The 25188-nt window shown below is 64.7% G+C and carries 21 protein-coding genes; 15 read left to right on the forward strand and 6 right to left on the reverse strand.

What is annotated here, in order from left to right:
• Positions 1–2 precede the first annotated feature (2 nt).
• The gene (gene hcaF, locus BHE01S_RS23200; RefSeq protein ID WP_042268125.1) at positions 3–551 is read right to left on the reverse strand and encodes a 3-phenylpropionate/cinnamic acid dioxygenase subunit beta; all 549 of its coding nucleotides are present in this window, start codon (positions 549–551) and stop codon (positions 3–5) included.
• Positions 548–1903 carry a 3-phenylpropionate/cinnamic acid dioxygenase subunit alpha gene (hcaE, locus tag BHE01S_RS23205; protein ID WP_042268127.1) on the reverse strand — a complete coding sequence of 452 codons (1356 nt, stop codon included), beginning with the start codon at positions 1901–1903 and terminating at the stop codon, positions 548–550. The genes hcaF and hcaE overlap by 4 nt, the downstream gene beginning before the upstream one ends.
• 124 nt (positions 1904–2027) lie before the next feature.
• Between hcaE and hcaR the strand changes: the two genes are divergently transcribed.
• Positions 2028–2906: a DNA-binding transcriptional regulator HcaR gene (hcaR, locus tag BHE01S_RS23210; RefSeq protein ID WP_042268128.1), complete on the forward strand. Its 879-nt coding sequence runs from the start codon at positions 2028–2030 to the stop codon at positions 2904–2906.
• Here the strand turns inward: hcaR and BHE01S_RS23215 are convergent.
• Positions 2903–3706 carry a DNA-binding transcriptional regulator gene (locus BHE01S_RS23215; RefSeq protein WP_042268131.1) on the reverse strand — a complete coding sequence of 268 codons (804 nt, stop codon included), beginning with the start codon at positions 3704–3706 and terminating at the stop codon, positions 2903–2905. The genes hcaR and BHE01S_RS23215 overlap by 4 nt on opposite strands.
• 192 nt (positions 3707–3898) lie before the next feature.
• On the opposite strand from BHE01S_RS23215, the gene BHE01S_RS23220 reads away from it, so the two are divergent.
• The 8 genes from BHE01S_RS23220 (at position 3899) to BHE01S_RS23255 (ending at position 13474) form a co-directional block, all read left to right on the forward strand.
• Entirely contained in the window at positions 3899–5749 is a 1851-nt protein-coding gene (locus BHE01S_RS23220; protein WP_042268134.1) for a bifunctional 3-(3-hydroxy-phenyl)propionate/3-hydroxycinnamic acid hydroxylase, read from the forward strand.
• Between the two features lie 2 nt (positions 5750–5751).
• Positions 5752–6699 (forward strand): 3-carboxyethylcatechol 2,3-dioxygenase, encoded by a 948-nt coding sequence (locus BHE01S_RS23225; RefSeq protein WP_042268287.1) that lies wholly within the window; start codon positions 5752–5754, stop codon positions 6697–6699.
• Positions 6700–6725: 26 nt separating this feature from the next.
• Entirely contained in the window at positions 6726–7514 is a 789-nt protein-coding gene (gene mhpD, locus BHE01S_RS23230; RefSeq protein WP_042268136.1) for a 2-keto-4-pentenoate hydratase, read from the forward strand.
• A 13-nt stretch (positions 7515–7527) separates the two neighbouring features.
• On the forward strand, positions 7528–8478 hold the full coding sequence (locus tag BHE01S_RS23235; protein ID WP_042268137.1) for an acetaldehyde dehydrogenase (acetylating): 951 nt from the start codon (positions 7528–7530) through the stop codon (positions 8476–8478).
• Between the two features lie 4 nt (positions 8479–8482).
• Positions 8483–9508, forward strand: a complete 1026-nt coding sequence (dmpG, locus tag BHE01S_RS23240) for a 4-hydroxy-2-oxovalerate aldolase (RefSeq protein ID WP_042268139.1) — start codon at positions 8483–8485, stop codon at positions 9506–9508.
• Positions 9509–9602: 94 nt separating this feature from the next.
• A complete protein-coding gene (gene mhpT / locus BHE01S_RS23245) occupies positions 9603–10850 on the forward strand; it encodes a 3-(3-hydroxy-phenyl)propionate transporter MhpT (RefSeq protein ID WP_042268141.1) in 1248 nt (415 codons plus the stop codon).
• A 64-nt stretch (positions 10851–10914) separates the two neighbouring features.
• Positions 10915–11784, forward strand: coding sequence for an alpha/beta fold hydrolase (locus tag BHE01S_RS23250; protein WP_042268290.1), 870 nt, complete (start codon positions 10915–10917; stop codon positions 11782–11784).
• Between the two features lie 334 nt (positions 11785–12118).
• Entirely contained in the window at positions 12119–13474 is a 1356-nt protein-coding gene (locus BHE01S_RS23255) for an MFS transporter (protein WP_042268144.1), read from the forward strand.
• Positions 13475–13497: 23 nt separating this feature from the next.
• Here the strand turns inward: BHE01S_RS23255 and BHE01S_RS23260 are convergent, their stop codons facing one another.
• A complete protein-coding gene (locus BHE01S_RS23260) occupies positions 13498–14415 on the reverse strand; it encodes a LysR substrate-binding domain-containing protein (protein WP_042268146.1) in 918 nt (305 codons plus the stop codon).
• A 115-nt stretch (positions 14416–14530) separates the two neighbouring features.
• Here BHE01S_RS23260 and ydiJ point away from each other — a divergent pair, with 115 nt between their 5' ends.
• On the forward strand, positions 14531–17581 hold the full coding sequence (ydiJ, locus tag BHE01S_RS23265) for a D-2-hydroxyglutarate dehydrogenase YdiJ (protein ID WP_042268148.1): 3051 nt from the start codon (positions 14531–14533) through the stop codon (positions 17579–17581).
• A gap of 6 nt (positions 17582–17587) precedes the next feature.
• On the opposite strand, the gene BHE01S_RS23270 is transcribed toward ydiJ, so the two are convergent.
• Positions 17588–17863 carry a hypothetical protein gene (locus BHE01S_RS23270; RefSeq protein ID WP_042268150.1) on the reverse strand — a complete coding sequence of 92 codons (276 nt, stop codon included), beginning with the start codon at positions 17861–17863 and terminating at the stop codon, positions 17588–17590.
• Between the two features lie 339 nt (positions 17864–18202).
• Here BHE01S_RS23270 and BHE01S_RS23275 point away from each other — a divergent pair, with 339 nt between their 5' ends.
• Both BHE01S_RS23275 and BHE01S_RS23280 read left to right on the forward strand, forming a co-directional pair.
• Complete coding sequence (locus BHE01S_RS23275; protein WP_167337704.1) at positions 18203–18538, forward strand: response regulator; 336 nt, start codon at positions 18203–18205, stop codon at positions 18536–18538.
• A gap of 176 nt (positions 18539–18714) precedes the next feature.
• Positions 18715–20451, forward strand: coding sequence for an ATP-binding protein (locus tag BHE01S_RS23280; protein ID WP_042268154.1), 1737 nt, complete (start codon positions 18715–18717; stop codon positions 20449–20451).
• A 16-nt stretch (positions 20452–20467) separates the two neighbouring features.
• Here the strand turns inward: BHE01S_RS23280 and BHE01S_RS23285 are convergent, their stop codons facing one another.
• Positions 20468–21712, reverse strand: coding sequence for a DUF1479 domain-containing protein (locus tag BHE01S_RS23285; RefSeq protein WP_042268156.1), 1245 nt, complete (start codon positions 21710–21712; stop codon positions 20468–20470).
• 99 nt (positions 21713–21811) lie between these two features.
• On the opposite strand from BHE01S_RS23285, the gene BHE01S_RS23290 reads away from it, so the two are divergent.
• From BHE01S_RS23290 to BHE01S_RS23300, 3 genes are all read left to right on the forward strand, one after another.
• A complete protein-coding gene (locus BHE01S_RS23290) occupies positions 21812–22762 on the forward strand; it encodes a helix-turn-helix domain-containing protein (RefSeq protein ID WP_042268158.1) in 951 nt (316 codons plus the stop codon).
• Between the two features lie 159 nt (positions 22763–22921).
• Positions 22922–24166: a branched-chain amino acid ABC transporter substrate-binding protein gene (locus tag BHE01S_RS23295; protein ID WP_042268159.1), complete on the forward strand. Its 1245-nt coding sequence runs from the start codon at positions 22922–22924 to the stop codon at positions 24164–24166.
• Between the two features lie 40 nt (positions 24167–24206).
• The gene (locus BHE01S_RS23300; protein ID WP_042268161.1) at positions 24207–25154 is read left to right on the forward strand and encodes a branched-chain amino acid ABC transporter permease; all 948 of its coding nucleotides are present in this window, start codon (positions 24207–24209) and stop codon (positions 25152–25154) included.
• Positions 25155–25188: the final 34 nt, after the last annotated feature.

Here is a 25188-nt window from a genome sequence, read left to right on the forward strand (position 1 = left end):
GATCAGAAAAGCACACTCAGATTATGGGAAGTGAGCACCGCCTGGTCCAGCGTGATCTCACGGTTGCACACCTGCCAGCCTTGCGCGCCCTCCACGCGGCGCACGCGGTCGATGCGGCGGCCCACGTAGAACGTCTCGTCGCGTTCCTTCTGCGAGCGGTAGAGCACGTAGTTCACCTGTGCCTCGTACTCGCCGGGCGTTTCGGTCGTGAACACCCGCAGATTCGTCACGAGATGGCGCGTGCGCGAAGGCGGTTCTTCCGCCCACGCCATGCCGGTTTCGAGGCGCGCCACGCGGCGTTCGAGCTGGAAATGCGTGTCGTTGAAGATCCACGTGGTGGGTGGCTGCACGCCGCGCCGACGGTCGCGCGTTTGCGCGTTGACGGTCGTGCGCATGGTGTAGCGGATGTCTTTCGCCATGAATTCGAGCCATGCGCGAAAGCGCCAGCCGTCGAGCAGCGCCGCTTCGTCAAACAGGAACTGCTCGATTGCGTGATGCAGTTCGAGACCCGCGCGCGCGGGCGTGAAAACCGTTTCGGCGACTTCGCTCATTTGAGCACCTCCGCTTCGTAGCGCGCAGTACGCTCGTTCACTTCGTCCCACGTTTCGGAGATCAGCAGGTCTGCCCAGCGTCGGTACATGCCGCGCGCAGCGGTCTCCGAGAAAATATAGTTCGTCATGCCAGGTATGCCGTCTTCGCGCATGCGCTCGTTGCCGAGACCCATTTCGAGGCACAGTTTCGTTTTGCGCGCGCGGCTGCCGCGCAGCACCTTCTGCACTTCGGCCCAGTTTTCCGAATCGTCCTGCTCGAGAAAACCTGCGGGACCGAACGCGCGCGTGGCGCTGCGCTCGAAGGCGGCTTTGACTTCATCGGAAGCGGCCTTGTCGGCGATACAGAACGCCCACACTTCCACCTGGTTCGGCCCGCGCGGATGCCAGACGCGCAGCGTGGCCGTGCCGTTGAGCCAGGAAAGCGTGGGGAACATGTTGTTGTGGCCCGCGAGGCGCATCGCGCGCACCTTGCCGAGGCGCGCTTCGGCTTCGGCATAGGTGTCGCGGAAGTACTGCGAGACTTCGCCGTCCACCCACACGTTCGCGTCGGGCTGCTCGGTGAAGAAGAAGCCGCTGCCATGGCCCGCCTGGCCGTACTGCAGCGCATCTTTCGCGGTCTCCCACACAGGGCGCGCCGTTTGACCGGCGCCCAGCGCCTTGTCGGCTGCGCCTTCCTTCGCGCCGAGCACTTCGATGGCCGACGCGTGCGTGAAGAGCGCATGATACTGATCGCTCGCGAACTGCTCCGCCGGGAATTTCCAGTTGCAGTCGATCACCCACTTGTGCACGCCGCCCACGATCTCGGTGCCGCCTTCGCGGCGGTCGAGCACGCCGTCCAGATACCAGGCGATGTCGCCCATATAGGCTTCGAGGTCGGGCGCGTTCGCGTCCCAGTTGCCGAACACAAGGCCCTTGTACACGGCCACGCGCGTGACTTCCTGCAAGCCCCATTGCTCCTTGCACAGGCCCTGCGGATAGGCGCGCGGTTCGAGCGGCACGTCGATGAGCGCGCCGTCCACGCCATACGACCAGCCGTGATACGGGCACGTGAACGCGCGCGTGTTGCCGCAATCGGCGTGGCTCACGCGCATCGAGCGGTGGCGGCACTGGTTGAGGAAGGCCTTGATCGAGCCGTCCTTCTGGCGCACCACGACGATGGGGTCTTCGCCCATGTAGGTATTGAAAAAATCGCCGGCTTTCGGTATTTGACTGACGTGGGCGAGAAAGAGCCAGCAGCGGCCGAAAATACGCTCGAGTTCGAGCGCGTAAATGTCGGGGTCGGTATAGATCGACGACGTGACGCGGCCATTTTGCGCGTCGACAAGTGCATCGATGTCGATGATTGCGGACATGCGAGTCTCCTCCGTGGCAGCATTCCCCTTTTGGCGGAGAACGCAGACGGATGATCGTTGCTTGCTTTGCCATTGTGAAATATTTTGTTTGTTGCCACTAAGACTTCGAAACGATAATTCGAGCATGGAACTGAGACACCTGCGCTACTTCATTGCCGTTGCCGACGAACTGAGCTTCACGCGTGCGGCGCAGCGCCTGCATACGGCGCAGCCATCGCTGAGCCAGCAGATCCGCAATCTCGAAGACGAAGTGGGGACGCCGCTCTTCGAGCGCACGCGCCGCAAGGTGGAATTGACCGACGCCGGCAAGGTGTTTCTTGCCGAGGCCCGCCTCGTGGTGGCGCAGGCCGATCGGGCGGTGGCGCGCGCGCGCCAGGTGGGGCAGGGGCGCGCGACGGTGACGATCGGCTTCGTGCCCGCCGCGGAGATCCGGGTTTTCCCGGTGATTTTGCCGCGTTTGCGCTTGCGCTTTCCCGAGGTGAATGTCGAGTTGCGCAGTCTGCCCACCGCCGAGCAGGAAGAGGCGCTATTGCGCGGCGATATCGACGTGGCGTTCATGCGCCGGCCCGTTGTCTCGCCTGATTTGCGCAGCGAAGTCGTGCTGACCGAGCCGCTCGTGGTGGTGCTGCCGTGCAACCATCCGCTCGCGAAGCAAAAGCGTATCGCACCGGCGCAACTGAGCGGCGAGCCGTTCATCAGCACGCATCCGCAGTTCTCGGGGCAGGTGCACAGCGTGGTCGAGGCGTATTGCGAGGCGCACGGCATTCAGCGCAAGGTGGCGCAGGTCGCGACCAATATTCTGCTCAATCTGAATCTCGTGGGGATGGGGCTCGGCTACGCGCTCCTGCCCGCGTATGTCTCGTCGCTCACGAGCAGCGCGATCTGCACGCGAGCGCTCGAAGGCGAGCCGCCCACTATCGACCTGCTGATGGTCTCGCGCAAAGAGCCGCATTCCGCGGAACTCGAAGCGTTGTTCGAGCTCGTGCGCGAAAACGAAGCTTAACGCTTCGTGTTTTCCTCCTGCGTCTCCAGCGCCGCCACCATTTCCTGCGCGGCGCGCTGCAATTCGGGCACGAAGCGGCGCACCGCCTCCGCCGGATGGATGGCCTGCTCCAGGTAGATCACGTTCAGGCTCGCGAGCACGCGCCCATGGGCCTCGATGGCCGTTGCGAGCGCACCGATCTTGCGCTGGTCCGCCCAGTCGCCGTGGTTCGAACCGAAGCCGTCCGCGCGGGTCTGGCGCACGAGATTGCGGATATAGGCCTTGTCGCCAGCCAGCTTTTGCTGCTGCTCGCCGCCCGCCCCCGCGCGCAATAGTTCGAGAATGTCTTCGCGCTCCGCCTCGGGACACATCGCGAAGTACACGCGGCCGGCCGCCGTGAGCAGGATCGGCAGGCGGCGGCCCACCATCGCGCGGTGAAACGAAAGCGGGCTGAAGCGGTGCGTGGTTTCGCGTATCACCATGGAGTCGCCATCGGGCGTCGTGAGGTCCGATGGCCATACGGTGCGCTGGAGCATTTGCGCCATGATCGGCGGCGCGATGGTCGCGATCAGTTCGTCGTCGGTGAAGCCTTCGCTCAGGCCGCGCACGTTCATCGTCAGACGAAAGCTGTCGTCGGAAGCGCTGCGGCGCACGAATTTTTCCTCGACCAGGGTTTCCAGCAGGCGCCTCACGGTCGTGCGGTGCAGCCCCGTCGCCTCGCTCAGTTGCTGGCTCGTGGCGCGCCCGTTCTCCATGGCGTTGAGCGCCTGGAGCACCTGCAGGCCGCGCGCCAGCCCCCGCACGTTTGCATACTTCGTCATCAAAAACGCCTTAAAAATCAACTGTGTGCATTCTATGCACATTTCTCTAAAAATGTTGAGCGCGCATCGGGCGGAACCTAGACTCGCTTCCATTCACCGGACTGCGACAAAACGTCCAACCGGGTGATCCGTTTTCAGGCACCCCCTGTCAGCATTCGCAGCGGCTCCATAAGCCGCGCGAGAAGGAGACACATGAACACCCCCCTCGCCCAGGTGGCGGATACCATCCGCCCTCGCCAGATTGCCACCGACGTCGCCATCATCGGCGCGGGTCCGGTCGGCCTCATGATCGCCAATATTCTCGGCCTGCAGGGCGTGCGTGTCACGCTCGTCGAGAAGCTCGACCAGATCATCGACTATCCGCGCGCCATTGGTCTGGATGACGAAGCATTGCGGGTGTTTCAGTCGATCGGTCTCGCCGATGCGCTGCTGCCGCACACCACGCCCGACCACTGGATGCGTTTCGTCACGAAAGACGGCCATTGCTTCGCGTCGATCGAGCCGCGCACCGACGAATTCGGCTGGCCGCGCCGCAATGCCTTCATTCAGCCGCTCGCCGACCGCGTGCTGTATGAAGGGCTCGCACGCTTCGAGCATGTGGACGTGCTGTTCGGCCACACGGTTGACGCATTCGAGCAAGACACGCAGGGTGTGACGATCGACGTGAGCGACATGAACGGTGAGCGGCGCAAGATCCGCGCAGCGTACCTGGTGGGCGCGGACGGCGGCAACAGCTTCGTGCGCCGTGCGCTGAACGTGCCCTTCGAAGGCCGCACGAAGCCGAATCAATGGATCGTGGTGGACGTGCGCAACGACCCCATCGGCTCGCCGCACATTTATATGCACTGCGATCATCAGCGCCCGTATGTGTCGGCTGCGCTGCCGCACGGCATTCGCCGCTTCGAATTCATGGTGATGCCGGGCGAGACGGAAGAAGAACTCTCGAAGCCCGTGAACATGGCCGCGCTCATCCGCAAGGTGGTGGCGGACCCCGACAAGGTCGACTACATCCGCAAGCGTGTGTACACGCACAACGCGCGCCTCGCCGAAACGTTCCGCGTGGACCGCGTTCTGCTCGCGGGCGACGCGGCGCACATCATGCCCGTATGGCAGGGCCAGGGCTACAACAGCGGCATTCGCGACGCGAACAACCTGGGCTGGAAACTCGCGATGGTCGCGAAGGGCGAGGCCGACGGCCGTCTGCTCGACAGCTATACCGTGGAGCGCCGCGCGCATGCGCGCTCGATGATCCACCTCTCCGAAGTGGCGGGCGATATCTTTGCGCCCACCACGCGCTTTGGCGCACGCTTTCGCGACACGTTCGTGCGCCACATGAACCTGTTCCCCTCGGTCAAGCGTTACTTCGTAGAAATGCGCTTCAAGCCGATGCCGCGTTATGAAGCGGGCGTCGTGCTGCTGCCGCCGCCGCAAAAGACGGGCGGCTGGTTTGCAGGCCTGCTCGAACGCTCCGGCAACTCGGCGCCGGGCCGCCTGCTCGGCCTGATGAGCCAGAAGCGCGACTCGCTGATCGGCCGCCTCGCCTATGGCCGCGATCCGCTCGCCGCCTCGCCCGTGGGCCGCATGTTCATCCAGCCGCGCGTGCGTCTTGCCGATGGCCGCGTGGTGCGCCTCGACGACGCGATCGGCAACGGCTTCGCGGTGCTGGCCTGGGGCGCGGACCCGACCTTCGGCCTCACGCCGCAAGCCCGCGCGCTGTGGGAGCGCCTTGGCGCCCGCTTCGTCTTCGCGAAGCCCGACGTGCAGCTCGAATACGCCGACGATGTGCCCGAGGACGTGCTCGCGCTCGGCGACGTGCAGGGCCGCCTGAAGGAGTGGTTCAGCCGCCTGCCCGAATCTGTCGTGCTGCTGCGCCCGGACCGCTTCGTCGCGGGCGTTTGCACGCCGCAACAGGTATCGGACGCGATCGTCGAACTCGCAGGCAAGCTCGGCATGACCGAAGCCGCCTTGCATGGGGCGAGCGCCGCTGCCCCGCAAAACCGTCCGGTGCGCGGCGTGGCCGCTGCGCGCACAGCAGGAGCATGAGCATGCCGATTCACCTCGAATGTCTGTCGCATACGCCATTGCATGGCTATTTCGATCCGCAGCCTGAAGTGGTGGCGGAAGTCGAACGTATAGGCCGCGCCGCGCGCGAACGCGTGGAGGCTTTCAACCCGGACGTGATCGTCGCGTTCGCCCCCGACCACTTCAACGGCTTCTTCTATGACGTGATGCCGCCGTTCTGCATCGGCGCGCGCGCGGAAGCGATCGGCGACTTCAGGAGCATGGCCGGCACGCTGCCGGTGCCCGAAGCACTTGCGCACCAGCTCGCCGAAAACGTGCTCGACGCCGATATCGACGTAGCGCTTTCGTACCGCATGCAGGTTGACCACGGTTGCGCGCAGGCGCTGGAAGTGCTCACGGGCGGCCTCGACCGTTACCCGGTGATTCCGGTATTCATCAATTCCGTGGCGCCGCCGATGGCGACGCTGCGCCGTGCGCGCCTGCTCGGCGATGCCATCGGGCGCTTCTTCTCGCGCAGCGGCAAGCGCGTACTCGTAGTGGGTTCGGGCGGCATTTCGCATGAGCCGCCGGTGCCGGAACTGATCGGCGCGCCGCCCGAAGTGGCCGAACGCCTGATCGCGGGCCGCAACCCCACGCCCGATTCGCGTGCCGCACGCCAGGCGCGCACCGTGGCCGCGGCGAAGTCGTTCACGGCGGGCGACAGTCCGTTGCATCCGCTCAATCCCGAATGGGACCGCGCGTTCCTCGCGCGGCTTGCATCGGGCGAGTTGACTTCCGTGGACGGTATGACGAATGCGGCCATCACGCGCGACGGAGGCAAATCGGCCCACGAAATCCGCACATGGGTTGCGGCGTTCGGCGCGCTGGCCGCCTACGGCCCATATTGCGCTTCGCTCGATTACTACCGCGAAATTCCCGAGTGGATTGCGGGTTTCGCCACCATGCATGCCACGCCCGACGTGACTCGATAGAACAGTACGGACTCCGGAGAATCAACATGTCAGATCCGAAACTCGTCGCGGCGCTGGCCGCGCGCCTGCACGAAGCCGAAGCGTCGCGCAACGTGATCGAGCCGGTGCGCGGCGAGATCGCTATCGACGATATCGCCACCGCTTACGCCGTTCAGCAAGCCAACGTCGACCTGCGCGTGGCGGCAGGCGAGCGCATCGTGGGCCGCAAGATCGGTCTCACGTCGCTTGCCGTGCAAAAGCAGCTGGGCGTCGATCAGCCCGACTTCGGCGCGCTCTTTGCCTCGATGGCTTGCGGAGACGCTGAAGCGATTGCGCTCCCGCAACTGATCCAGCCGAAGGTGGAAGCGGAAATCGCGCTCGTGCTGGAGCGCGACCTCACATTCGAAAAGCACACCTTCGTCGATATCCTGCGCGCGAGCGCCTATGCGCTTGCAGCCATCGAAGTGGTGGACAGCCGCATCCGGAACTGGGACATCCGCTTCGTCGATACGGTGGCCGACAACGCGTCGAGCGCGCGCTTCGTGGTGGGCAGCCGCCCGGTGCCGCTCTCGCAGATCGACTTGAGCGCTTGCGCGATGGAACTCTCGCGTGACGGCGAAGTGCTCTCGCGCGGCAACGGCGCCGCGTGCCTCGGCAACCCGCTCAACGCCGCCGTGTGGCTCGCCGACCGCATGGTGCAGCTCGGCACGCCGCTGCGTGCGGGCGACGTGGTGCTCACGGGTGCGCTCGGCCCCATGGTCGCCGTGAAGGAACCCGGTACGTACACCGCGCAGATCGAAGGCCTCGGCAGCGTTCGCGCGACTTTCTCCGCCTGACACAGGAATTCATATGGCTTCCGAAAAACTCAAGGCCGCGATCATCGGCTCCGGCAACATAGGCACGGATCTGATGGTCAAGATCATGCGCAACAGCAAGCATCTGGAAATGGCGGCGATGGTCGGCATCGACCCGAACTCCGATGGCCTCGCGCGCGCCGCCCGCCTCGGCGTTGCGACCACGCACGAAGGCGTGGCCGGTCTCACGCGCCTGCCCGTGTTCAGCGATATCGACTTCGTGTTCGACGCGACTTCCGCTGGCGCGCACGTGAAGAACGATGCGCTGCTGCGCGCGTTCAAGCCGTCGATTCGCGTGATCGACCTCACGCCTGCCGCAATCGGCCCGTACTGCGTGCCCGTCGTGAACCTCGACGCCCACATCGAAGCGCCTAACGTCAACATGGTGACGTGCGGCGGCCAGGCCACGATTCCGATGGTCGCGGCTGTGTCGCGTGTCGCGAAGGTCCACTATGCGGAGATCGTCGCGTCGATCAGCAGCAAGTCGGCAGGTCCCGGCACGCGCGCCAACATCGACGAGTTCACCGAAACGACTTCGAAGGCCATCGAAGTGGTGGGCGGCGCGGCGAAGGGCAAGGCCATCATCGTGCTGAACCCGGCCGAGCCGCCGGTCATGATGCGCGACACGGTTTATACGCTTTCCGAAATGGCCGACCGCGGGAAGGTCGAGCAGTCCATTGAAGAGATGGTCGCGAAGGTGCACGCCTACGTGCCGGGCTATCGCCTGAAGCAAAAAGTGCAGTTCGACGAGATTCCGGCCAGTGCGCCCTTGAATATTCCGGGCCTCGGCAAGTTCAGCGGCCTGAAGACCTCGGTGTTCCTCGAAGTGGAGGGCGCCGCGCATTATCTGCCCGCTTACGCAGGCAATCTCGACATCATGACTTCCGCTGCGCTCGCCACCGCCGAACGCATGGCGCAGACGCTTCTGAGCGTGCAGGGAGCTTAAGACCATGAGCAAGAAACTCTACATCTCCGACGTGACGCTGCGCGACGGCAGCCACGCCATCCGCCACCAGTACTCGATCCAGAACGTGCAGGACATCGCCCGCGCGCTGGACAAGGCAAAAGTGGACAGCATCGAGGTCGCTCACGGCGACGGCCTGCAGGGCTCGAGCTTCAACTACGGCTTCGGCGCGCACAGCGACCTCGAATGGATCGAAGCCGTGGCCGAAGTGGTCACGCATGCGCAGATCGCCACGCTGCTCCTGCCCGGCATCGGCACGATCCACGACCTGAAGGCCGCGTACAACGCCGGCGCACGCGTGGTGCGTATCGCCACGCATTGCACCGAAGCCGACATTTCGAGGCAGCACATCGAATACGCGCGCGAACTCGGCATGGACACGGTGGGCTTCCTGATGATGAGCCACATGACGACGCCGGAGAATCTCGCCATCGAAGCGAAGAAGATGGAAAGCTACGGCGCGACCTGCATTTACGTGGTCGATTCGGGCGGCGCATTGACGATGAACGACGTGCGCGACCGCTTTCGCGCAGTGAAAGCCGTTTTGAAGCCCGAAACGCAAACGGGCATGCACGCGCATCACAACCTCTCGCTGGGCGTGGCGAATTCAATCGTCGCCGTGGAAGAAGGCGGCGACCGCATCGATGCGTCGCTCGCGGGCATGGGCGCGGGTGCAGGCAACGCGCCGCTGGAAGTGTTCATCGGCGCGGCGGAGCGCATGGGCTGGAACCACGGCACGGACCTCTACACGCTGATGGACGCCGCCGACGACATCGTGCGCCCGCTGCAGGACCGGCCGGTTCGCGTGGACCGCGAAACGCTCGCGCTCGGCTATGCGGGCGTGTATTCGAGCTTCCTGCGCCACTCGGAGGTGGCCGCGAAGAAGTACGGCCTGAAGACGGTGGACATTCTCGTCGAACTGGGCAAGCGCCGGATGGTGGGCGGCCAGGAAGACATGATCGTCGACGTGGCGCTCGATCTGAAAAAGCGCCAGCAGGCATTGCAGTCCTGATCAAGCGCGCCGCGCATTGCCTTTGGGCGGTGCGCGGCGTCGCCACAAATAGCCGCCGGAAAGAGCGGCTCGCAAATACACATGGAGACTTTTTATGACGTCGCGAAACAGTAGTGCTGGAGAAGGTGGATCGAGCAGCAAGGCAACCATCGCCCTGTGTCTGGCGATTGCGCTGCTCGAAGGATTGGACCTGCAATCGGCGGGCGTAGCGGGACCGCGCATGGCGAAGGAGTTTCATCTTGCCGTCGCGCAAATGGGCTGGGCGTTCAGCGCCGGTGCAATCGGCCTGCTGCCGGGCGCGGCACTGGGCGGGCGGTTTGCCGACCGCTTCGGCCGCAAGCGCGTGCTCATGTGGTCGGTGGCGCTGTTCGGGCTCTTTTCGCTTGCCACGACCATGGTGTGGAATTTCGAAAGCCTGCTCGTTGCGCGTCTGCTTACGGGACTCGGTCTTGGCGCGGCCATGCCGAACCTGATCGCGCTGTGCTCCGAGGCAGCGGGTGAGCAGCAGCGCAGCACGGCCGTGGGCGCGATGTACTGCGGCATGCCGTTCGGCGCGGCGATTGCGGCCGTCATCGGCATGCTCGGCACGGGGGATGCAGGCTGGCGTCACGTGTTCTACGTCGGCGGTCTCGGGCCGATCGTGATGGTGCCGCTGCTTGGCCTGTTCCTGCGCGAGTCGCAGCAGTTCGTCGCCGCGCAAGCGTCGAAGGTCGCGAAGGAAGGCGCGCCAGGCGTGACGCAAGCGCTCTGGCTGGAGGGTCGCGCGCGTACCACGATTGCGCTGTGGATCAGCTACCTCGGCACCTTGATCGTGCTGTACTTCCTGATGAACTGGCTGCCCTCGATGGTGCTCGCACGCGGCCTCACGCGCGTGCAGTCGAACCTCGTGCTGATGCTGTTCAACATCGGCGGCGGCATCGGTGCCGTGGCGATCGCCACGATCATGGATCGCTTTGGCCGCCGCGGCACCGTGATCGGCATGTACGTGGGCATCGTGGCGGCGCTCACCCTGCTCGCAAGCGCGGGCGGCGCAAGCTCGACGGCCGTGGGCGGGCTGCTGTGCGGCTTCTTTATCGTGGGCGGGCAGTCGGTGCTTTACGCACTCGCCGGCCATGCGTACCCCACGGAAGTGCGCGGCACGGGGGTAGGCGCGGCAGTGGCCGTGGGGCGTCTGGGTTCGATTCTCGGGCCGCTCGTGGCAGGCCAGCTGTTCGCGCTCGGCCAGAGCCCGTCGATGCTGGTGGGCTCGAGCATTCCGCTCGTCGTGATCGCGGCGCTTGCCGCGCTCAGCGTGGTGGGGGCGTTCAGGCAACGCAGCGCGTTGGGCGCACAGGGCGCATGAATGTGAAGGGGAGAGGGCATGCGCTTTCTCCGCATGGGTTATTACGTTTTAGAGGATGGTCATCATGACGGGTACGGCACAAGCAATCACCGAAGCCTCGACGAGCAGGTTCGCACGCGTGAAGGACGGCGAGGTCGAGTTCCAGATTCATTACAACGACGTGGGAGCCGGCGCCGAAACCGTCGTGATGCTGCACGGCTCGGGTCCGGGCGCAAGCGGCTGGGCCAACTTCAACCGCAATGTCGAACCGCTCGTCGCGGCGGGCTACCGCGTGATCCTGATGGACTGCCCGGGCTGGAGCAAGAGCGACCCGGTCGTTTGCACGAGTTCGCGCTCGGACCTGAACGGCCGCGTGCTCAAGGGCCTGCTCGACGTGCTCGATATCGAGCGCGTGCATATTCTCGGCAATTCGATGGGCGGTCATAGCGCCGTTGCTTTCGCACTGGCGAATCCGCAGCGCGTGGGCAAGCTCGTGCTGATGGGCGGCGGCACCGGCGGCCCGAGCAGCTTCGTGCCGATGCCTACAGAAGGCATCAAGCTGCTGCAAGGTCTCTATCGCGATCCGACCATCGAGAACCTCAAGCGCATGATGAACGTGTTCGTGTACGACGCGAGCGCGCTCACCGACGCGCTGATGCAAACGCGGCTCGACAACATGCTCGCGCGCCGCGACCACCTGGAAAACTTCGTGAAGAGCCTCGCTGCCTTCCCGAAGCAGTTCAGCGACTATGGTCCGCGACTTGGCGAAATCGCCGCGCCCACGCTTGTGATCTGGGGCCGCGACGACCGCTTCGTGCCGATGGATATCGGCCTGCGTCTGCTCGCGGGTATGCAGAACGCGCAACTGCATGTGTTCAACCGATGCGGCCACTGGGCGCAATGGGAGCATGCGGAAACCTTTAACCGCATGGTGATCGACTTCCTGAAGCACTAAGACACGAAAATCCCTGCGGTAACGAAGCGGCGCTCCTCGCGGGGTGCCGCTTTTTTATTCGGGCGAGCGCATGGCGTTGGCTTTGGTGTGACGAAACCATGAGCCGATGCGCCATCGACCGGGCCACCTAAAGATAAACCCTTATTAGCGTAAAGCGAATCGATTCGCCATTGACAAATAAAACCTGCCCCGCCTATGATCGGCGTCACTGCCTGGACCGGCGCGCGAACCGCACGCGGCCCAGGCGAGCCGCGCAAGGCGCGCAAGACGCCGCGCATCGACGGTCTGCCTGGGCCTGCCCGGGTGTACCGGAGTCATGTTTGGAGACAGGCAGATGCCCCAATCGATCGCCCCGGACCGCCGGTCCGAAGCCGCGCGCGCGTACGCTGCGTCCGCGCAGAATCCCTCGCAGCAAGACGACGCGCTCTATCGGAAAGTTTCCGCGCGCGTCATTCCATTCCTGTTCGTTTGCTACGTCGTCTCGTTCCTCGACCGCATCAACATCGGCTTCGCGCAGTTGCAGATGAAGCACGACCTGGGCTTCAGCGACGCGATGTACGGCCTCGGCGCCGCCGTGTTTTACGTCGGCTACGTGCTGTGCGAAGTGCCGAGCAACATGCTGCTTGCGCGCTTCGGCGCGCGCCGCACGTTCATGCGCATCATGCTGCTGTGGGGTATTGCCTCGACCTGCATGATGTTCGTGTCGAGCCCCACGCAGTTCTACGCGCTGCGCTTCCTGCTGGGCGTATTCGAGGCGGGTTTCTTTCCGGGTATCGTGCTCTATCTCACATACTGGTATCCGGCGCGGCGCCGTGCAGCCGTGTTCTCGATCTTCTTCGCGGGCGTGGCGGTAGCGGGCGTGCTCGGCGGCCTCATCTCGGGCTGGATCATGCGCGACATGGCCGGCGTGGCGGGACTCGCCGGCTGGCGCTGGATGTTCCTGATCGAAGGGCTGCCGGCCATGCTGCTCGGCCTCATGGCCGCGTTCTGGCTCGTGGACGGGCCCGAGAAGGCGCGCTGGCTGACCGATGCGGAAAAGGCCCACCTCCTCGCGCAACGCGGCGGCGAAGGCGATCACCCGCATTCCACGCGTTCGTTTGGGGCGGCGCTGCGCAACCCGCGCGTCTATCTGTTCGCGTTCATCTACTTCTCGCTGACCTGTGCCTCGCTCACGCTGAACTTCTGGATGCCGCTCATGATCCGCGACTTCGGCGTGCATGACGTGCTGGCGATCAGCCTCTACACCGTCATTCCGAATGCGGTGGGCGCGGTGGGCCTCATGTGGATCGCGCGCCGCTCGGACCGGCGTGGCGAACGGCGCTGGCATTTCGCGGCGTGCACGATAGGCGGCGGCATTGCATTGGCGCTGCTCACGCTGCATCTCGCGAGCTTCGCCGCGATGATGGCGATTCTTTCGATCGCAGCGGTGCTGATCTTCGCCGCGTTGCCGATCTTCTGGGCGGTCCCTTCAGCGTATCTCTCGGGCAAGGCCGCGGCTGCGGGCATCGCGCTCATCAGCAGTATCGGCATTACGAGCGGCATCGTGAGCCCGTGGGCCATCGGGCTCATCAAGACGCATACGGGCAGCATGGATAACGCGCTGTACCTGCTCGCGGCGTTGCTGGTGGCGAGCGGTGCGGCGTTGGTGGCGGGCGTGCCGGCCGTGAAGGCCGCAAAGGCCGGCCGCTGAGCGCACCTCGCGCACGCTTGACGTCACGGCCGCCCCGTCAGTTCCTCCAGCAGCCAGTCACGAAACGCAACCAGCACGGGATGGCGCTGAACCCGCTGCGGGTAGACGAGGTAATAAGAACGCGAGCTCGGCACCGCTTCGAACGGGCTGAGAAGCCGGTTTTCCTTCAATTCGTCTTCTACCAGCATGCGCGGTACGAGGCCTACGCCGATACCGGCCACGACGGCCTGGATCAAATGTGACGTCAGTTCGAAACTCGGGCCCGGCCGCAACGCGTCGTGAGGCAACCCGAAGTGCGCGCACCATTCGCGCCATGCGTCGGGAAAGCTGCGCACGCGCAGCAGCGTGAGCCCTTCGAGGGCTTCGATGGTCGGCGCGGCGGCCCTGCGCCTCGCTTTTCGCGCGAGGGGCAACGCGGCAGGGTTGCCGACCAGCACCAGCTCTTCCGCGTAGAGCCGGTGTGCCGTCACCCCCGGCCAGCGGCCGTCGCCGACCACGATGGCCGCGTCGAGGTCCTGGGTCGCAAAATCGGCGGCCTCGATGCGCGAGTCGAGATCGATCTGCAGATCCGGGTGCGCCTGATAGAAGCGGTGCAGGCGCGGCAGCAGCCACTTGGCGCCGAACGTCGGCAGGGTCGCGACGCGCAACTGCGTCTTCGGCGCGTTGGACGTGAGGGCCTGCAGCGTCGCGCTGCGGATCAGCGTGAGCGCATGCGAGATCTGGGCCATGTAGGCACGGCCGATATCCGTCGGGACGATGCGCTTGCCTTCGCGCGTGAAGAGCGCAAGCTCGAGCATCGCTTCGAGCGCCTGCACCTGGCGGCTCACGGCGCTCTGCGTGAGCGACAGCTCCTCGGCGGCACGCGTGAAGCTCTCATGCCGCGCGGACGCTTCGAACGCGAGCAGCAGCGACATGGAAGGCGTGAGCTTGCGGAAATTCATTCATAAACCTCATGATCGACCCAACGAATATACGTTTGCCCGGTGCCGGACGGAAAAGCGACAATCGTTTTCCAGAAAGGGAATAGTGCGCCCCTGGCGAGACTCCGAGAACGTTATGACCATTGCCCCGCTTACCATCGGCGAATTCAGCAACCCGCTGATCCGTCAATTTTTGCATGAATTGGCGGCGTCGGGTTTCGAAGGTGAGGTGGATGCGAGTCACGCGACGCGCACGGTGCTGGCCACGGACAATTCGATCTACCAGCGCTATGCGCAAGCGGCGGTGTTTCCGCGTCATGCGCAGGACGTCACACGCCTCGCGAGCCTGCTCGGGCGCGAGGCGTTTCGCGGCGTGGCGGTCGCGGCGCGCGGCGGCGGTACGGGCACGAACGGGCAGTCGCTGACCGAAGGCATCGTGGTCGATATGTCGCGCCACATGAACCGGATTCTCGAAATCGATCCCGTTGCGCGCACGGCCAGAGTGGAGGCCGGCGTCGTCAAGGACCAGCTCAATGCCGAACTGAAGCGGCACGGACTCTTCTTCGCGCCGGAACTGTCGACTTCGAATCGCGCGACCATCGGCGGCATGATCAGCACGGATGCGAGCGGGCAGGGCAGTTGCACCTATGGGAAAACGCGCGATCACGTGCTCGCGCTGGAAACGGTCCTGGTCGGCGGTGAGCGCCTGTCGGGCGCGCCGGTCGAAGATGACGCGCTCGTGGCGCTGTGCGCGCGCGAAGACAAGGTCGGCGCAGTGTTCCGCACCGCGCGCGACATCAGCGAGCGCGAAGCCGGCCTGATACGCGAGCGCTTTCCCGCACTGAACCGCTGTTTGACGGGTTACGACCTCGCGCATCTGCGTGACGGCGAGGGGCGCTTCGACATCAACAGCGTGCTGTGCGGCTCGGAAGGCACGCTCGGCTTTATTGTCGAGGCGACGTTGAACGTGCTGCCGGTTCCGCAGCACGCCGCGCTCGTCAATATCCGCTACGAGAGCTTCATGGATGCCCTGCGCGACGCGCGCGCATTGATGGCCCATCGTCCGCTCTCGATTGAAACCGTGGACTCCACGGTGCTGCGGCTGGCGCGCGAGGACAGCGTCTGGCAAAGCGTGGCGGAATATTTCCCCGACGACGAAGGCGTCGAAGGCGGTGCGAGCGGTATCAACATGGTCGAATTCAGCGGCGACGATGCGCACGAATTGCGCGCGCGCGTGGCGGCGTTCGCCGCGCATCTTGGCGCCGACGCGAGCGTCAGGCGCCTGGGACACACGATCGCCGAGGGCGAGGCGGCGGTCCATCGCGTCTATGCCATGCGCAAGCGCGCGGTGGGTCTGCTGGGCAATGCACGCGGCGCGAGCCGCCCACAGCCCTTCGTAGAAGACACGGCCGTGCCGCCCGAAAACCTCGCCGACTATATTGCGGAGTTCCGGGCGCTGCTCGATGGTTTCGGTTTGCGCTACGGGATGTTCGGCCATGTCGATGCCGGCGTGCTGCACGTGCGCCCCGCGCTCGACATGCGCAATCCCGACGAGGCCGCACTCGTGCGCCCCATTTCGGATGCGGTGACCGCCTTGACGATGAAGTATGGCGGCCTGCTGTGGGGAGAGCATGGCAAGGGCGTGCGCTCGGAGTACGTGCCCGGGTATTTCGGGCCTTTGTATCCGGCGCTGCAGCGGCTCAAGGCGGCATTCGATGCGTACAACCAGCTCAATCCCGGCAAGATCGCCACGCCGGCGGGGGCGAGTGCGGCGCTGTTGAAGATCGACGCGACGACGCTGCGCGGCGAACTGGACCGGCGCATAGACGAGCGCGTCTGGCAGGCCAATGCCGACGCCGTTCACTGCAACGGCAACGGCGCCTGCTACAACTTCGACCCGAACGACGCCATGTGTCCGTCGTGGAAAGCCACGCGCGAGCGCGTACATTCGCCGAAGGGCCGCGCTTCGCTAATGCGCGAATGGTTGCGCCTGCAACAGGAGGCCGGCGCGGATCTCACGACTGTGCCCGCCGCGGCGGCGTTGCCGGTGCGCATGTTCAACAGCATGCGCAAACGCCAGGGCGAACAAGACTTCTCGCATGAAGTGTATGACGCCATGGCGGGTTGCCTCTCGTGCAAGTCATGTGTGGGGCAGTGCCCCGTGAAAGTGAGCGTGCCCGAGTTTCGCGCACGCTTTCTGGAGTGGTATCACACGCGCTATTTGCGGCCGCTGCGCGACTATTTGATCGGCGCGCTCGAATTCACGGTACCGCGCGTCGCGGCGGTGCCTGGCGCGAGAAGCGTGTACAACGCGGTGATGGGCGCGGGTCCGGTCAAGTCGTTGCTTGCGCGCTGTCTGGGACTTGTCGATAGCCCATTGTTGAGCCGTGTGTCATGGCGTGACGTGATGCGCCGCTCGGGAGCGCAGGTCGCCACGCCCGAACGCCTTTCGACGCTCAGCGTTGCCGAGCGCCAGCAAAGCGTGATCGTGGTGCAGGACGCGTTCACGCGCTACTTTGAAACGCCGGTGGCTGCCGCGTTTCTGGAACTCGCCGCGCAGCTTGGGTTCAAGGTATTCGTCGCGCCTTATCTGCCGAACGGCAAGCCGCTGCACGTGCAGGGGTTTCTGCCGCAGTTTCGCCGGGCCGCGCGGCGCAATGTGGCGCAACTGGCTGCGCTTGCCAGGTCGGGTGTGCCGCTCGTCGGCATCGATCCGGCCATGACGCTCGTGTACCGCCAGGAGTACCGCAAGGTGGAAGGCGTCGAAACCGTTCCCGACGTTCAGTTGCCGCAGGAATGGCTGATCGGCGTACTGCGCGCGCGCGCATCGTTGCCGCGCGCGTCCGGCTCGTTCCGGCTGCTGTCGCATTGCACCGAGCGCACCAACGCGAACGCCGCCACGCTCTTGTGGAAAGACGTCTTCGCGGCAGCGGGTCTCACGCTCGCGACGCCGGCCAGCGGCTGCTGCGGCATGTCGGGCACCTACGGCCACGAGGCGCGCAATCGCGCGACCTCGGAGACGATCTTCGGGCAATCGTGGGCGCGACATGTCGATGCGGCATCGACGTCGACGCAGGGGGCGGACGAACTGCTCGCCACAGGCTATTCATGCCGCTGCCAGGTGAAGCGCTTGCGCGGGCGCCACTTGCGCCACCCCGTTCAAGCGCTGCTGGACGCCCTGCGCTGACCGGGATCAGTAGTCCCAACGGCCCCGGTCGTGCCATTCGCGTTCGCGCCACTGCCGCTCGCGCCATTCATGCTCACGACGTTCGTGCTCGCGCCATTCGTGTTCCCGCCAGCGCCGCGCACGCCAGTCGTCGTCGCCTCGCCAGTCGGTCTGGACGGGAACCGGTGCATAGGCCGCGCCTGGCACGCCAACGCCCACGGCCACATCCATGTGGGCCAATGCAGCGGTCGAAGCCGCCAACGCCGTTGCGCCCAGGACCAGGCCGAGAATCGTCTTCTTCATCTCGCAACTCCTTCGCACGCTGTGTGCGTTCTTGATCAGCACGGCTCCGAGTGTAGGCGCCGCCTCCGGACACAGGTGCAACGGTGCTGCGAGATTGGTAACAACGCGTTAAGTGCCAGCCGCGTCGCGTCGCGCCGAGAGCACCTCGTGGCAATTGATCAGTAGACCGATTTATACGGTATGCGCGAGCAAGCTGGACTCCGACCCCTGGCGTGAGGTGGCGCTGGCGTTTGACTTTGGCGGAATCCGGTACACTCGAAGGCGAACCGCGGTTCGGGTTCTGTCTGTGTCGTGCCCGCTCTCCAGCCAGCTTTTTTGTGCCCGATGCCAAAACGAATCTTGCTAGTCGACGACAACCGCGATATCTCGGATGCGCTCGCGGCGCTCGTCGAGTTCGAAGGTCATCAAGCCCGATGCGCCGCCGATGGACAAGAGGCCCTGCTCGTCGCCGGGTCGTTCCTTCCCGAGCTTGCCTTCGTGGACTGGACGCTGCCGGACATGAGCGGCGGCGAACTGGTGAGCCAGCTTCGGCTCAACCCCGCTTTGTCGAGTACCCGGTACGTTCTGCTATCGGGGCACATCGACGTGGATATCACGGCCAGGGCGGCAGCCGCCGGTTTCGACAAATGTCTGACGAAGCCGGTGCGGCTCGAAGACCTGCTGGCCTGCCTGTGACGCGCTCTGACCGGCTGCCGCTTCGGTGCCGGTTGCCCTGGGCGGCGATCCTGACGGCACCCGCCCAAAGGCGGAACAAAAATTGCGCGCTCCGTTTCGCTCGTGTGCAGCCACCCGTCTCCACGAACAGGGTCGTACCGATATCCAGCAGCGTCTCCCCGGAGCAACGTCGCGTCATGAACAAGGAAGTTCCACCGCCGATCGAGCGCCCTTCGACCCGCTGGCCGGGCGAAATGGCGGAGCGCATCGCCGCATTCGACTGGAGCGCCACGGCGCTCGGCCCGCGCGAATCGTGGTCGACGAGCCTCGTCGCCGCGATCAACATGCTCCTCGCCTCGCCTTCTCCGCTCGTCATGCTCTGGGGCCGCGAAGCCACGATGGTCTACAACGACGCTTACGCGATTTTCGCGGGCGGCCGGCATCCGTTCCTGTTAGGCAAACCGGTCGAAACCGGCTGGCCGGAGGTGGCGGCGTTCAACCGCCATGTCGTCGATACGTGCCTTGCGGGCGGAACGCTGGCCTTTCAGGACAAGCAGCTCGTGCTGTATCGCGAAGGTCACGCCGAAGACGTCTGGATGGATCTGAGCTACAGCCCGGTTTTCGAAGACGACGGGCGGCCGGCGGGCGTCATCGCCATCGTGTTCGAAACGACCGCGAAGATACTGGCGGAAAGGCAGCGCAAGGTGGCCGAAGACGCGCTGCTGCAACTGACGCAGACACTGGAGCAGCGCGTCGCCGAGGAAGTGGGGGCGCGCGTGGCGATGGAGGAGCGGCTGCGTCAGGCGCAAAAGCTGGAGGCGATCGGCAGTCTCACGGGCGGCGTGGCGCACGACTTCAACAACGTCTTGCAGGTCATTTCCGCCAACCTGCAGCTCATCGAGCTTTCGACGAGAGGCAACGCCGCGCTCGAGCGGCGCGTGGCCGCGGTCAGCAACGCGGTGTCGCGCGGCGCGAAACTCGCCTCGCAGCTGCTGGCCTTTGCACGAAGGCAGCCGCTCGCGCCGGCCGTTCTGAATCCATTCCGGCTGGTCGAAGGCATCGCCGAGATGCTTCATCGCACGTTGCCGGAAACGATCGAACTCGCCATCGTGCCCGCGCAAGAGACCTGGAATATTTGCGCAGACCGAAGTCAGCTGGAGAGCGCGCTGTTGAATCTGGTCATCAACTCGCGCGACGCGATAGACGGACCCGGACGCATCGGCGTCTGTCTTGCGAATATCGATGCAGACAACGACGAACGGGCGCGCCGCGATGGCGTGCCGGCGGGCGAATATGTGCGCCTGCAGGTTTCGGACTCGGGCCGCGGCATGCCCGACCACGTGAAAGCGCGCGTGTTCGAACCGTTCTTCACCACCAAGGCGGAGGGCCAGGGAACGGGACTGGGCCTGAGCATGGTGCACGGGTTCGTTGCGCAGAGTTCGGGCCACGTTTTCATTGAAAGCGCACAAGGCCGGGGCACGACCGTCAGCCTCTATTTCCCGCGCAGCCTGGAAGCGGAATACGACGCTTACAAGCCGACCGTCGCGCGGCAGGAGCGAGGCGGCGAGACCATTCTCGTTGTCGAAGACGATGCCGACGTCCGCATTGCCGCGATCGAAATGCTGGCCCAGCTCGGCTACAAGGTGCTCTCCGCGCAAGATGGCGAGGGCGCGCTCAAGCTGATCCAGAGCGGCCAGCGTTTCGACCTGCTGTTCACGGATGTCGTGACGCCGGGCACCGTGAGAAGCAGCGAACTGGCGCGTATCGCGAGCGGACCGCCCTACTACGCCAAGGTCCTGTTTGCCTCCGGTTATACGCGCGACGTCATTTTCCACGACGGCAAGCTCGACGAAGGCGTCGCGCTCATCAGCAAGCCTTATCGATACGACGACCTTGCCGTTGCGGTGCGTAATGCCCTCAACAAGACCGGCTGACGCAGCAATCGATGCGTCAGGTCTTCAGCCCGATTTGCGCGCGCCCGAGCGGGGTCAGGTCGTCTACCGTTGCGCGCCCGACGAAATCGACTTCGAAGTGATCCGTCGGGAAATCCGGCGGACTCCTGCCTTCGAGGAAGTCCGGTAATTGCCGCGCGAGATACGCGTCGTTCCTGGCGCAGGACGGCGCCGAGGCGATGTACATCACGTTGCTGTAGCCCTTGCCGCGATGCGCATCCTCCACGGCATGAATGACGTCGCTATGCCAGAAGACCGTGTCGCCCGGTTGCATCAGGGGGATCGACGAAAGCGCGTGGAAAAGCGGCGCGTGGTACTCCGGCCTGATCGAGAGCGCGCGGCCCGGCATCGCGCCGCACAGGTCGTCGTCTGCAATGTCGTCCTGCAGCGCCCGCAACAGGATGTAGACCATCGCGTTCGCAATGGGCACGAGTTGCAGCGTGCCGTCGCCGGGGCCTTGCTGCGTGAGCGCGGTCCAGCCCTGAAACGTGCGGAACATCGAGCAGACGGCCGGTGACGGAATCTCTTCGACCTCGGTGCGCCACGCCGCATCGAACGCGTCGTAGTTGCGCCAGTTTCCGGAGAAGACGTGGCGGTAGACCTTGCGGAAGTTCGCCTCGATCCAGCGCTCCACCGAACCGCCGTCGCAATGCGCGGAAAGACCCAGCGATTCGGAGCCGGGCGGCCGGCGGCGCAGCCGGTCTGCATAAACGGGCACGTGATCCGGGTCGAAATGCACGCGGCCTTCGCTCCCGGTGCGCCACAGCCGGTTCAGAAACACGCGTGCCTGCGTGAGTTCCGGCGACTGGCGCGCCAGCACTTGCGGCTTCGACCAGTAGACACCGTAGATCTGCGGCTTGTTCGAGGCCAGCTGGCCGAAGTATTTGTCTTCGGCGCGATGCAGCAGCTTGCGCTCGAGATCGTTGCGCTCGACGTAGTCCGCAATGTCGTTGTCCCACTGCTCCACGCGCGAGCGGTCGAATACGTTGCGGATGACACAGGCGCCGCGCGCCTTCACGAGCGCGATCAGCTCCGTGCTCACCCGCTTGCCGACGATGTCCGCGAAGGCGATTTCGGGGATGACCGGCTCACCCCGGTCGCGAAGCTGGGCAATGCGATGCGCCTCTTCGTGCATGGCCGCTTCGACCTCGGCGAACACGGCCCGGTAGTGGGGCAAGTTCTCCCGAAGTTCCTGTTTCGCCTTGCGGATAGCCGCGGGCAGGTCGTCGATATGCAAAGCCATGTCGTTGTCTCCACCCTGGTGATTTCGAATGATGGGAGCGTACGCCGCCGCGGCCTCGTCCGGTGATATTATCGGGTCAATCTCTTTGTAGTTTCGGCCATGAAGGCAGCGTACGAGCACGTCGACTTCGGCAGCAGCTGTTCGGTGCGGGTTTACCACCGGCGCTTGCCGCGCATTCCGTTCGAGTGGCATCACCACCCGGAATACGAACTCACGCTGACGATGAACAGCCAGGGCAAGCGTTATATCGGCGACTCGGTCACCGTTTATGGCGCCGACGATCTCGTCCTCGTGCCGCCCGACATGCCGCACACCTGGTCGTCCAATCGCTCGATCGACCCGGCGGACCCGCAGGTTGCCATCGTCGTCTGGTTCGAAGGCAACTGGGTGCAGCGCCTCGCCGACCTTTGCCCGGAATACGCGAACCTGCGCGACCTGCTGCGCCGCGCGGCCTGCGGACTGGTCTTCGAAGAAGGCGCCGGCGCGCAGATGCGCGGCTATCTGGACCGTCTTTTGGCGGCCGACCCGCGTGCGCGCCTCGCTGCCGTGCTGGAGATCCTCGCCTGGCTGACCGATTGGCCGGCCACCCAGCTGGCGACGCCCAGCGCATTCGAGGGGCGCGTGGGTGCATCGTCAGGCTATGAGCCCGAGCAGTTGAACCGGGTGCTTGCGCTGATCGAAACGCAGTTCGCGCAACCCTTGCGGCTTTCGACGCTCGCCAAAGCCGCGGGTCTGTCTGAACGCACGCTGACGAGACATTTCGTGCAGCACACGGGCGAAAGCGTGGGGCAGTACCTTGCGCGGGTTCGGATCGGCCATGCCTGCCGGCTGTTGACCGACACGCCGATGCCCATCTCCGTGATCGCCACCCGCTCGGGGTTCCCCAATGCGGCGAACTTCAACCGGCAGTTCAAGGCCACAAAAGCGTTGACGCCCGTGGCGTACCGGCAGCAATTCAAGGGCGCAAAGCTTGACGGGCACGAGGCTGCGCCGTCCCTTACCGAGCGCTCGCCTTCTCTCGAGCGTACGCGGCGGACGGACCCAGGCTAACCGTAAGCCAGTCGCGGTGACTTGCCATGCCTCACCGCCTCAGCGATTTCCCTGGAGTGCTGTCATTAGCGCCAGGAATGTGTTGATATAGCGAAAAATCGCACGGTCGGACAGAAAATTCACGCTCGATAAGCAATGCCCAAACAAAGGAGACAGTCCATGAGGATGTTGCGCTCGTTGCTGGTTGGTGCGGTTGTATCGTCGGCGGTGGCAGGCGGGGCTGCGCAAGCGGAGACGGTCAAGATTGCCTTCATCGATCCGCTGTCCGGCTTGATGGCGTCGCTCGGAACGAATCAGCTGCACAGCTGGCAATACACGGCCGAATACGCCAACGAGCATAACTGGGCAAACGGCACGAAGTTCGAGGTGGTCGGATTCGACAACAAGCTTTCGCCGCAGGAAAGCCTGACCCTGCTGAACCAGGCCGCCGACCAGGGCATCCGCTATATCGTGCAGGGCAACGGCTCGTCGGTCGGCCTCGCGCTGGAAGATGCGGTCGCCAGGTACAACTCGCGCAATCCTGGCAAGGAAATCGTCTACCTGAACTACGCCGCGGTGGACCCGGCCATGACCAATGCCCGGTGCGACTACTGGCACTTCCGCTTCGACGCCAACGCCGACATGAAGATGGATGCGCTCACCACGTTCCTCGCGCGCGACAAGGACATCAAGAAGGTCTACCTCATCAATCAGGACTACTCGTTTGGCCATGACGTTTCGCGCGTGGCGCGCGAGGACCTGAAGAGCAAGCGGCCGGATATCGTGATCGTCGGCGACGATTTTCATCCGCTCGCGCGCGTGAAGGACTTCTCGCCTTACGCCACCAAGATCAAGGCGTCCGGCGCCGACACGGTGATCACGGGCAACTGGGGCAGCGACCTCGCGTTGCTCGTGAAGGCAGGCAAGGACGCGGGCGTGACGGCCAACTTCTACACCTATTACGCGGGCACGACCGGCGTGCCGACGGCCATGGGCGCGTCCGGCGCCGACCATGTGAAGTACGTGGGCGTGTTCGGCCCGAACACGGCGAACAACCCGCCGGTGGTTGGGCAGATCATCGAGGGCTTCAAGAAGAAGTACAACGACGACTACTATCTGGCGACGGCCTATACCGCCATCGAAATGCTCAGCCGTGCGATGAACGCGGCGAAGTCGACCGACCCCGTCAAGGTGGCGAGAGCCATGGAGGGCATGACGGTCGACGGCATGAACGGTCCGGTGACGATGCGCGCCGCCGATCACCAGGCGCAGCAGTCGCTCGTGATCGCGACATGGACCCGGGCGGACGGCAAAACGGTAAAGTACGACCAGGAGAACACCGGCTATGGCTGGCGCACCGACGTCCAGCTCGGGCCGACCGCGGCAACGCAGCCGACCACTTGCCAGATGAAGCGCCCAGGCTGAACCTGCTCTCGCTACGACACTTCACAAGGATCATCGGGCAGTGGAATTCCTGACCATCTCTCTGTTGAACGGCATCGGCTACGGACTGCTGCTGTTCATGCTTTCCTCGGGCCTCACCTTGATCTTCAGCATGATGGGCGTGCTCAATTTCGCGCACGCCAGCTTTTACATGCTCGGGGCCTACTTTGCCTACACCATCGCCAGCAGGATCGGTTTCTGGCCGGCGCTCGTGGCGGCGCCGCTGCTCGTGGCGTGTGTCGGCGCGCTCGTCGAGCGTTTCGGCTTGCGTACCGTGCACAGGTTCGGGCATGTGGCGGAATTGCTGTTCACCTTCGGCCTCTCGTACCTGATCGTGGAGGGCGTCAAGCTGGTCTGGGGTCTGGCCGCGGTGCCTTACGCCATTCCGCCCGAACTGAACGGGGCGTTGTTCAAGGTGTACACGTCGGAATTTCCGAAGTATCGCGCCTTCATGATGCTCATCTCGATCGCCATGCTGGCCGCGCTGTATCTGCTGCTGACGCGCACGCGCATCGGCCTGGTCATTCAGGCGTCGCTCACGCATCCGGAAATGGTCGAGGCGCTCGGGCACAACGTGCAGCGCGTATTCATGCTGGTGTTCGGCGGCGGCGCCGCGCTGGCGGGCCTCGCTGGCGTGATTGGCGGCAATGCGTTCGTCACGTCGCCTTCGATGGCCGAGTCGGTGGGCACCATCGTGTTCGTGATCGCCGTGGTGGGCGGCATGGGCTCGCTGCCGGGCGCGTTCATCGCGTCGCTGCTGATCGGCGTCATGCAGACCTTCGCCGTCACGATCGATGCCTCGCTCTCCGATCTGTTCTCACTCGTTGGCGTGCGGGTCACGGACAGTACGACGCTCTCTTCGCTGTGGCGCATGCCCGTCTCGCAGGTCGCGCCGATTCTGCCTTATCTGCTCATGGTGCTCATGATGATCCTGCGTCCGCGCGGATTGCTCGGCAAGCGGGAGGGCTGAACGATGAAACCGCTCATTCAGGCCAATGCCGGTT

The organism is Paraburkholderia heleia NBRC 101817 (assembly GCF_000739775.1).
Classification (GTDB): Bacteria; Pseudomonadota; Gammaproteobacteria; order Burkholderiales; family Burkholderiaceae; genus Paraburkholderia; species Paraburkholderia heleia.

Coding starts and splice junctions, on each gene's coding strand:
- BHE01S_RS23255 (WP_042268144.1), top strand. CDS start 12,119: ATGCCCCAATCGATCGCCCCGGACCGCCGGTCCGAAGCCGCGCGCGCG.
- mhpT (WP_042268141.1), top strand. CDS start 9,603: ATGACGTCGCGAAACAGTAGTGCTGGAGAAGGTGGATCGAGCAGCAAG.
- BHE01S_RS23285 (WP_042268156.1), bottom strand. CDS start 21,712: ATGGCTTTGCATATCGACGACCTGCCCGCGGCTATCCGCAAGGCGAAA.
- BHE01S_RS23290 (WP_042268158.1), top strand. CDS start 21,812: ATGAAGGCAGCGTACGAGCACGTCGACTTCGGCAGCAGCTGTTCGGTG.
- BHE01S_RS23225 (WP_042268287.1), top strand. CDS start 5,752: ATGCCGATTCACCTCGAATGTCTGTCGCATACGCCATTGCATGGCTAT.
- hcaR (WP_042268128.1), top strand. CDS start 2,028: ATGGAACTGAGACACCTGCGCTACTTCATTGCCGTTGCCGACGAACTG.
- BHE01S_RS23215 (WP_042268131.1), bottom strand. CDS start 3,706: ATGACGAAGTATGCAAACGTGCGGGGGCTGGCGCGCGGCCTGCAGGTG.
- BHE01S_RS23270 (WP_042268150.1), bottom strand. CDS start 17,863: ATGAAGAAGACGATTCTCGGCCTGGTCCTGGGCGCAACGGCGTTGGCG.
- hcaF (WP_042268125.1), bottom strand. CDS start 551: ATGAGCGAAGTCGCCGAAACGGTTTTCACGCCCGCGCGCGCGGGTCTC.
- BHE01S_RS23250 (WP_042268290.1), top strand. CDS start 10,915: ATGACGGGTACGGCACAAGCAATCACCGAAGCCTCGACGAGCAGGTTC.
- BHE01S_RS23260 (WP_042268146.1), bottom strand. CDS start 14,415: ATGAATTTCCGCAAGCTCACGCCTTCCATGTCGCTGCTGCTCGCGTTC.
- dmpG (WP_042268139.1), top strand. CDS start 8,483: ATGAGCAAGAAACTCTACATCTCCGACGTGACGCTGCGCGACGGCAGC.
- ydiJ (WP_042268148.1), top strand. CDS start 14,531: ATGACCATTGCCCCGCTTACCATCGGCGAATTCAGCAACCCGCTGATC.
- mhpD (WP_042268136.1), top strand. CDS start 6,726: ATGTCAGATCCGAAACTCGTCGCGGCGCTGGCCGCGCGCCTGCACGAA.
- BHE01S_RS23295 (WP_042268159.1), top strand. CDS start 22,922: ATGAGGATGTTGCGCTCGTTGCTGGTTGGTGCGGTTGTATCGTCGGCG.
- BHE01S_RS23280 (WP_042268154.1), top strand. CDS start 18,715: ATGAACAAGGAAGTTCCACCGCCGATCGAGCGCCCTTCGACCCGCTGG.
- BHE01S_RS23235 (WP_042268137.1), top strand. CDS start 7,528: ATGGCTTCCGAAAAACTCAAGGCCGCGATCATCGGCTCCGGCAACATA.
- BHE01S_RS23220 (WP_042268134.1), top strand. CDS start 3,899: ATGAACACCCCCCTCGCCCAGGTGGCGGATACCATCCGCCCTCGCCAG.
- hcaE (WP_042268127.1), bottom strand. CDS start 1,903: ATGTCCGCAATCATCGACATCGATGCACTTGTCGACGCGCAAAATGGC.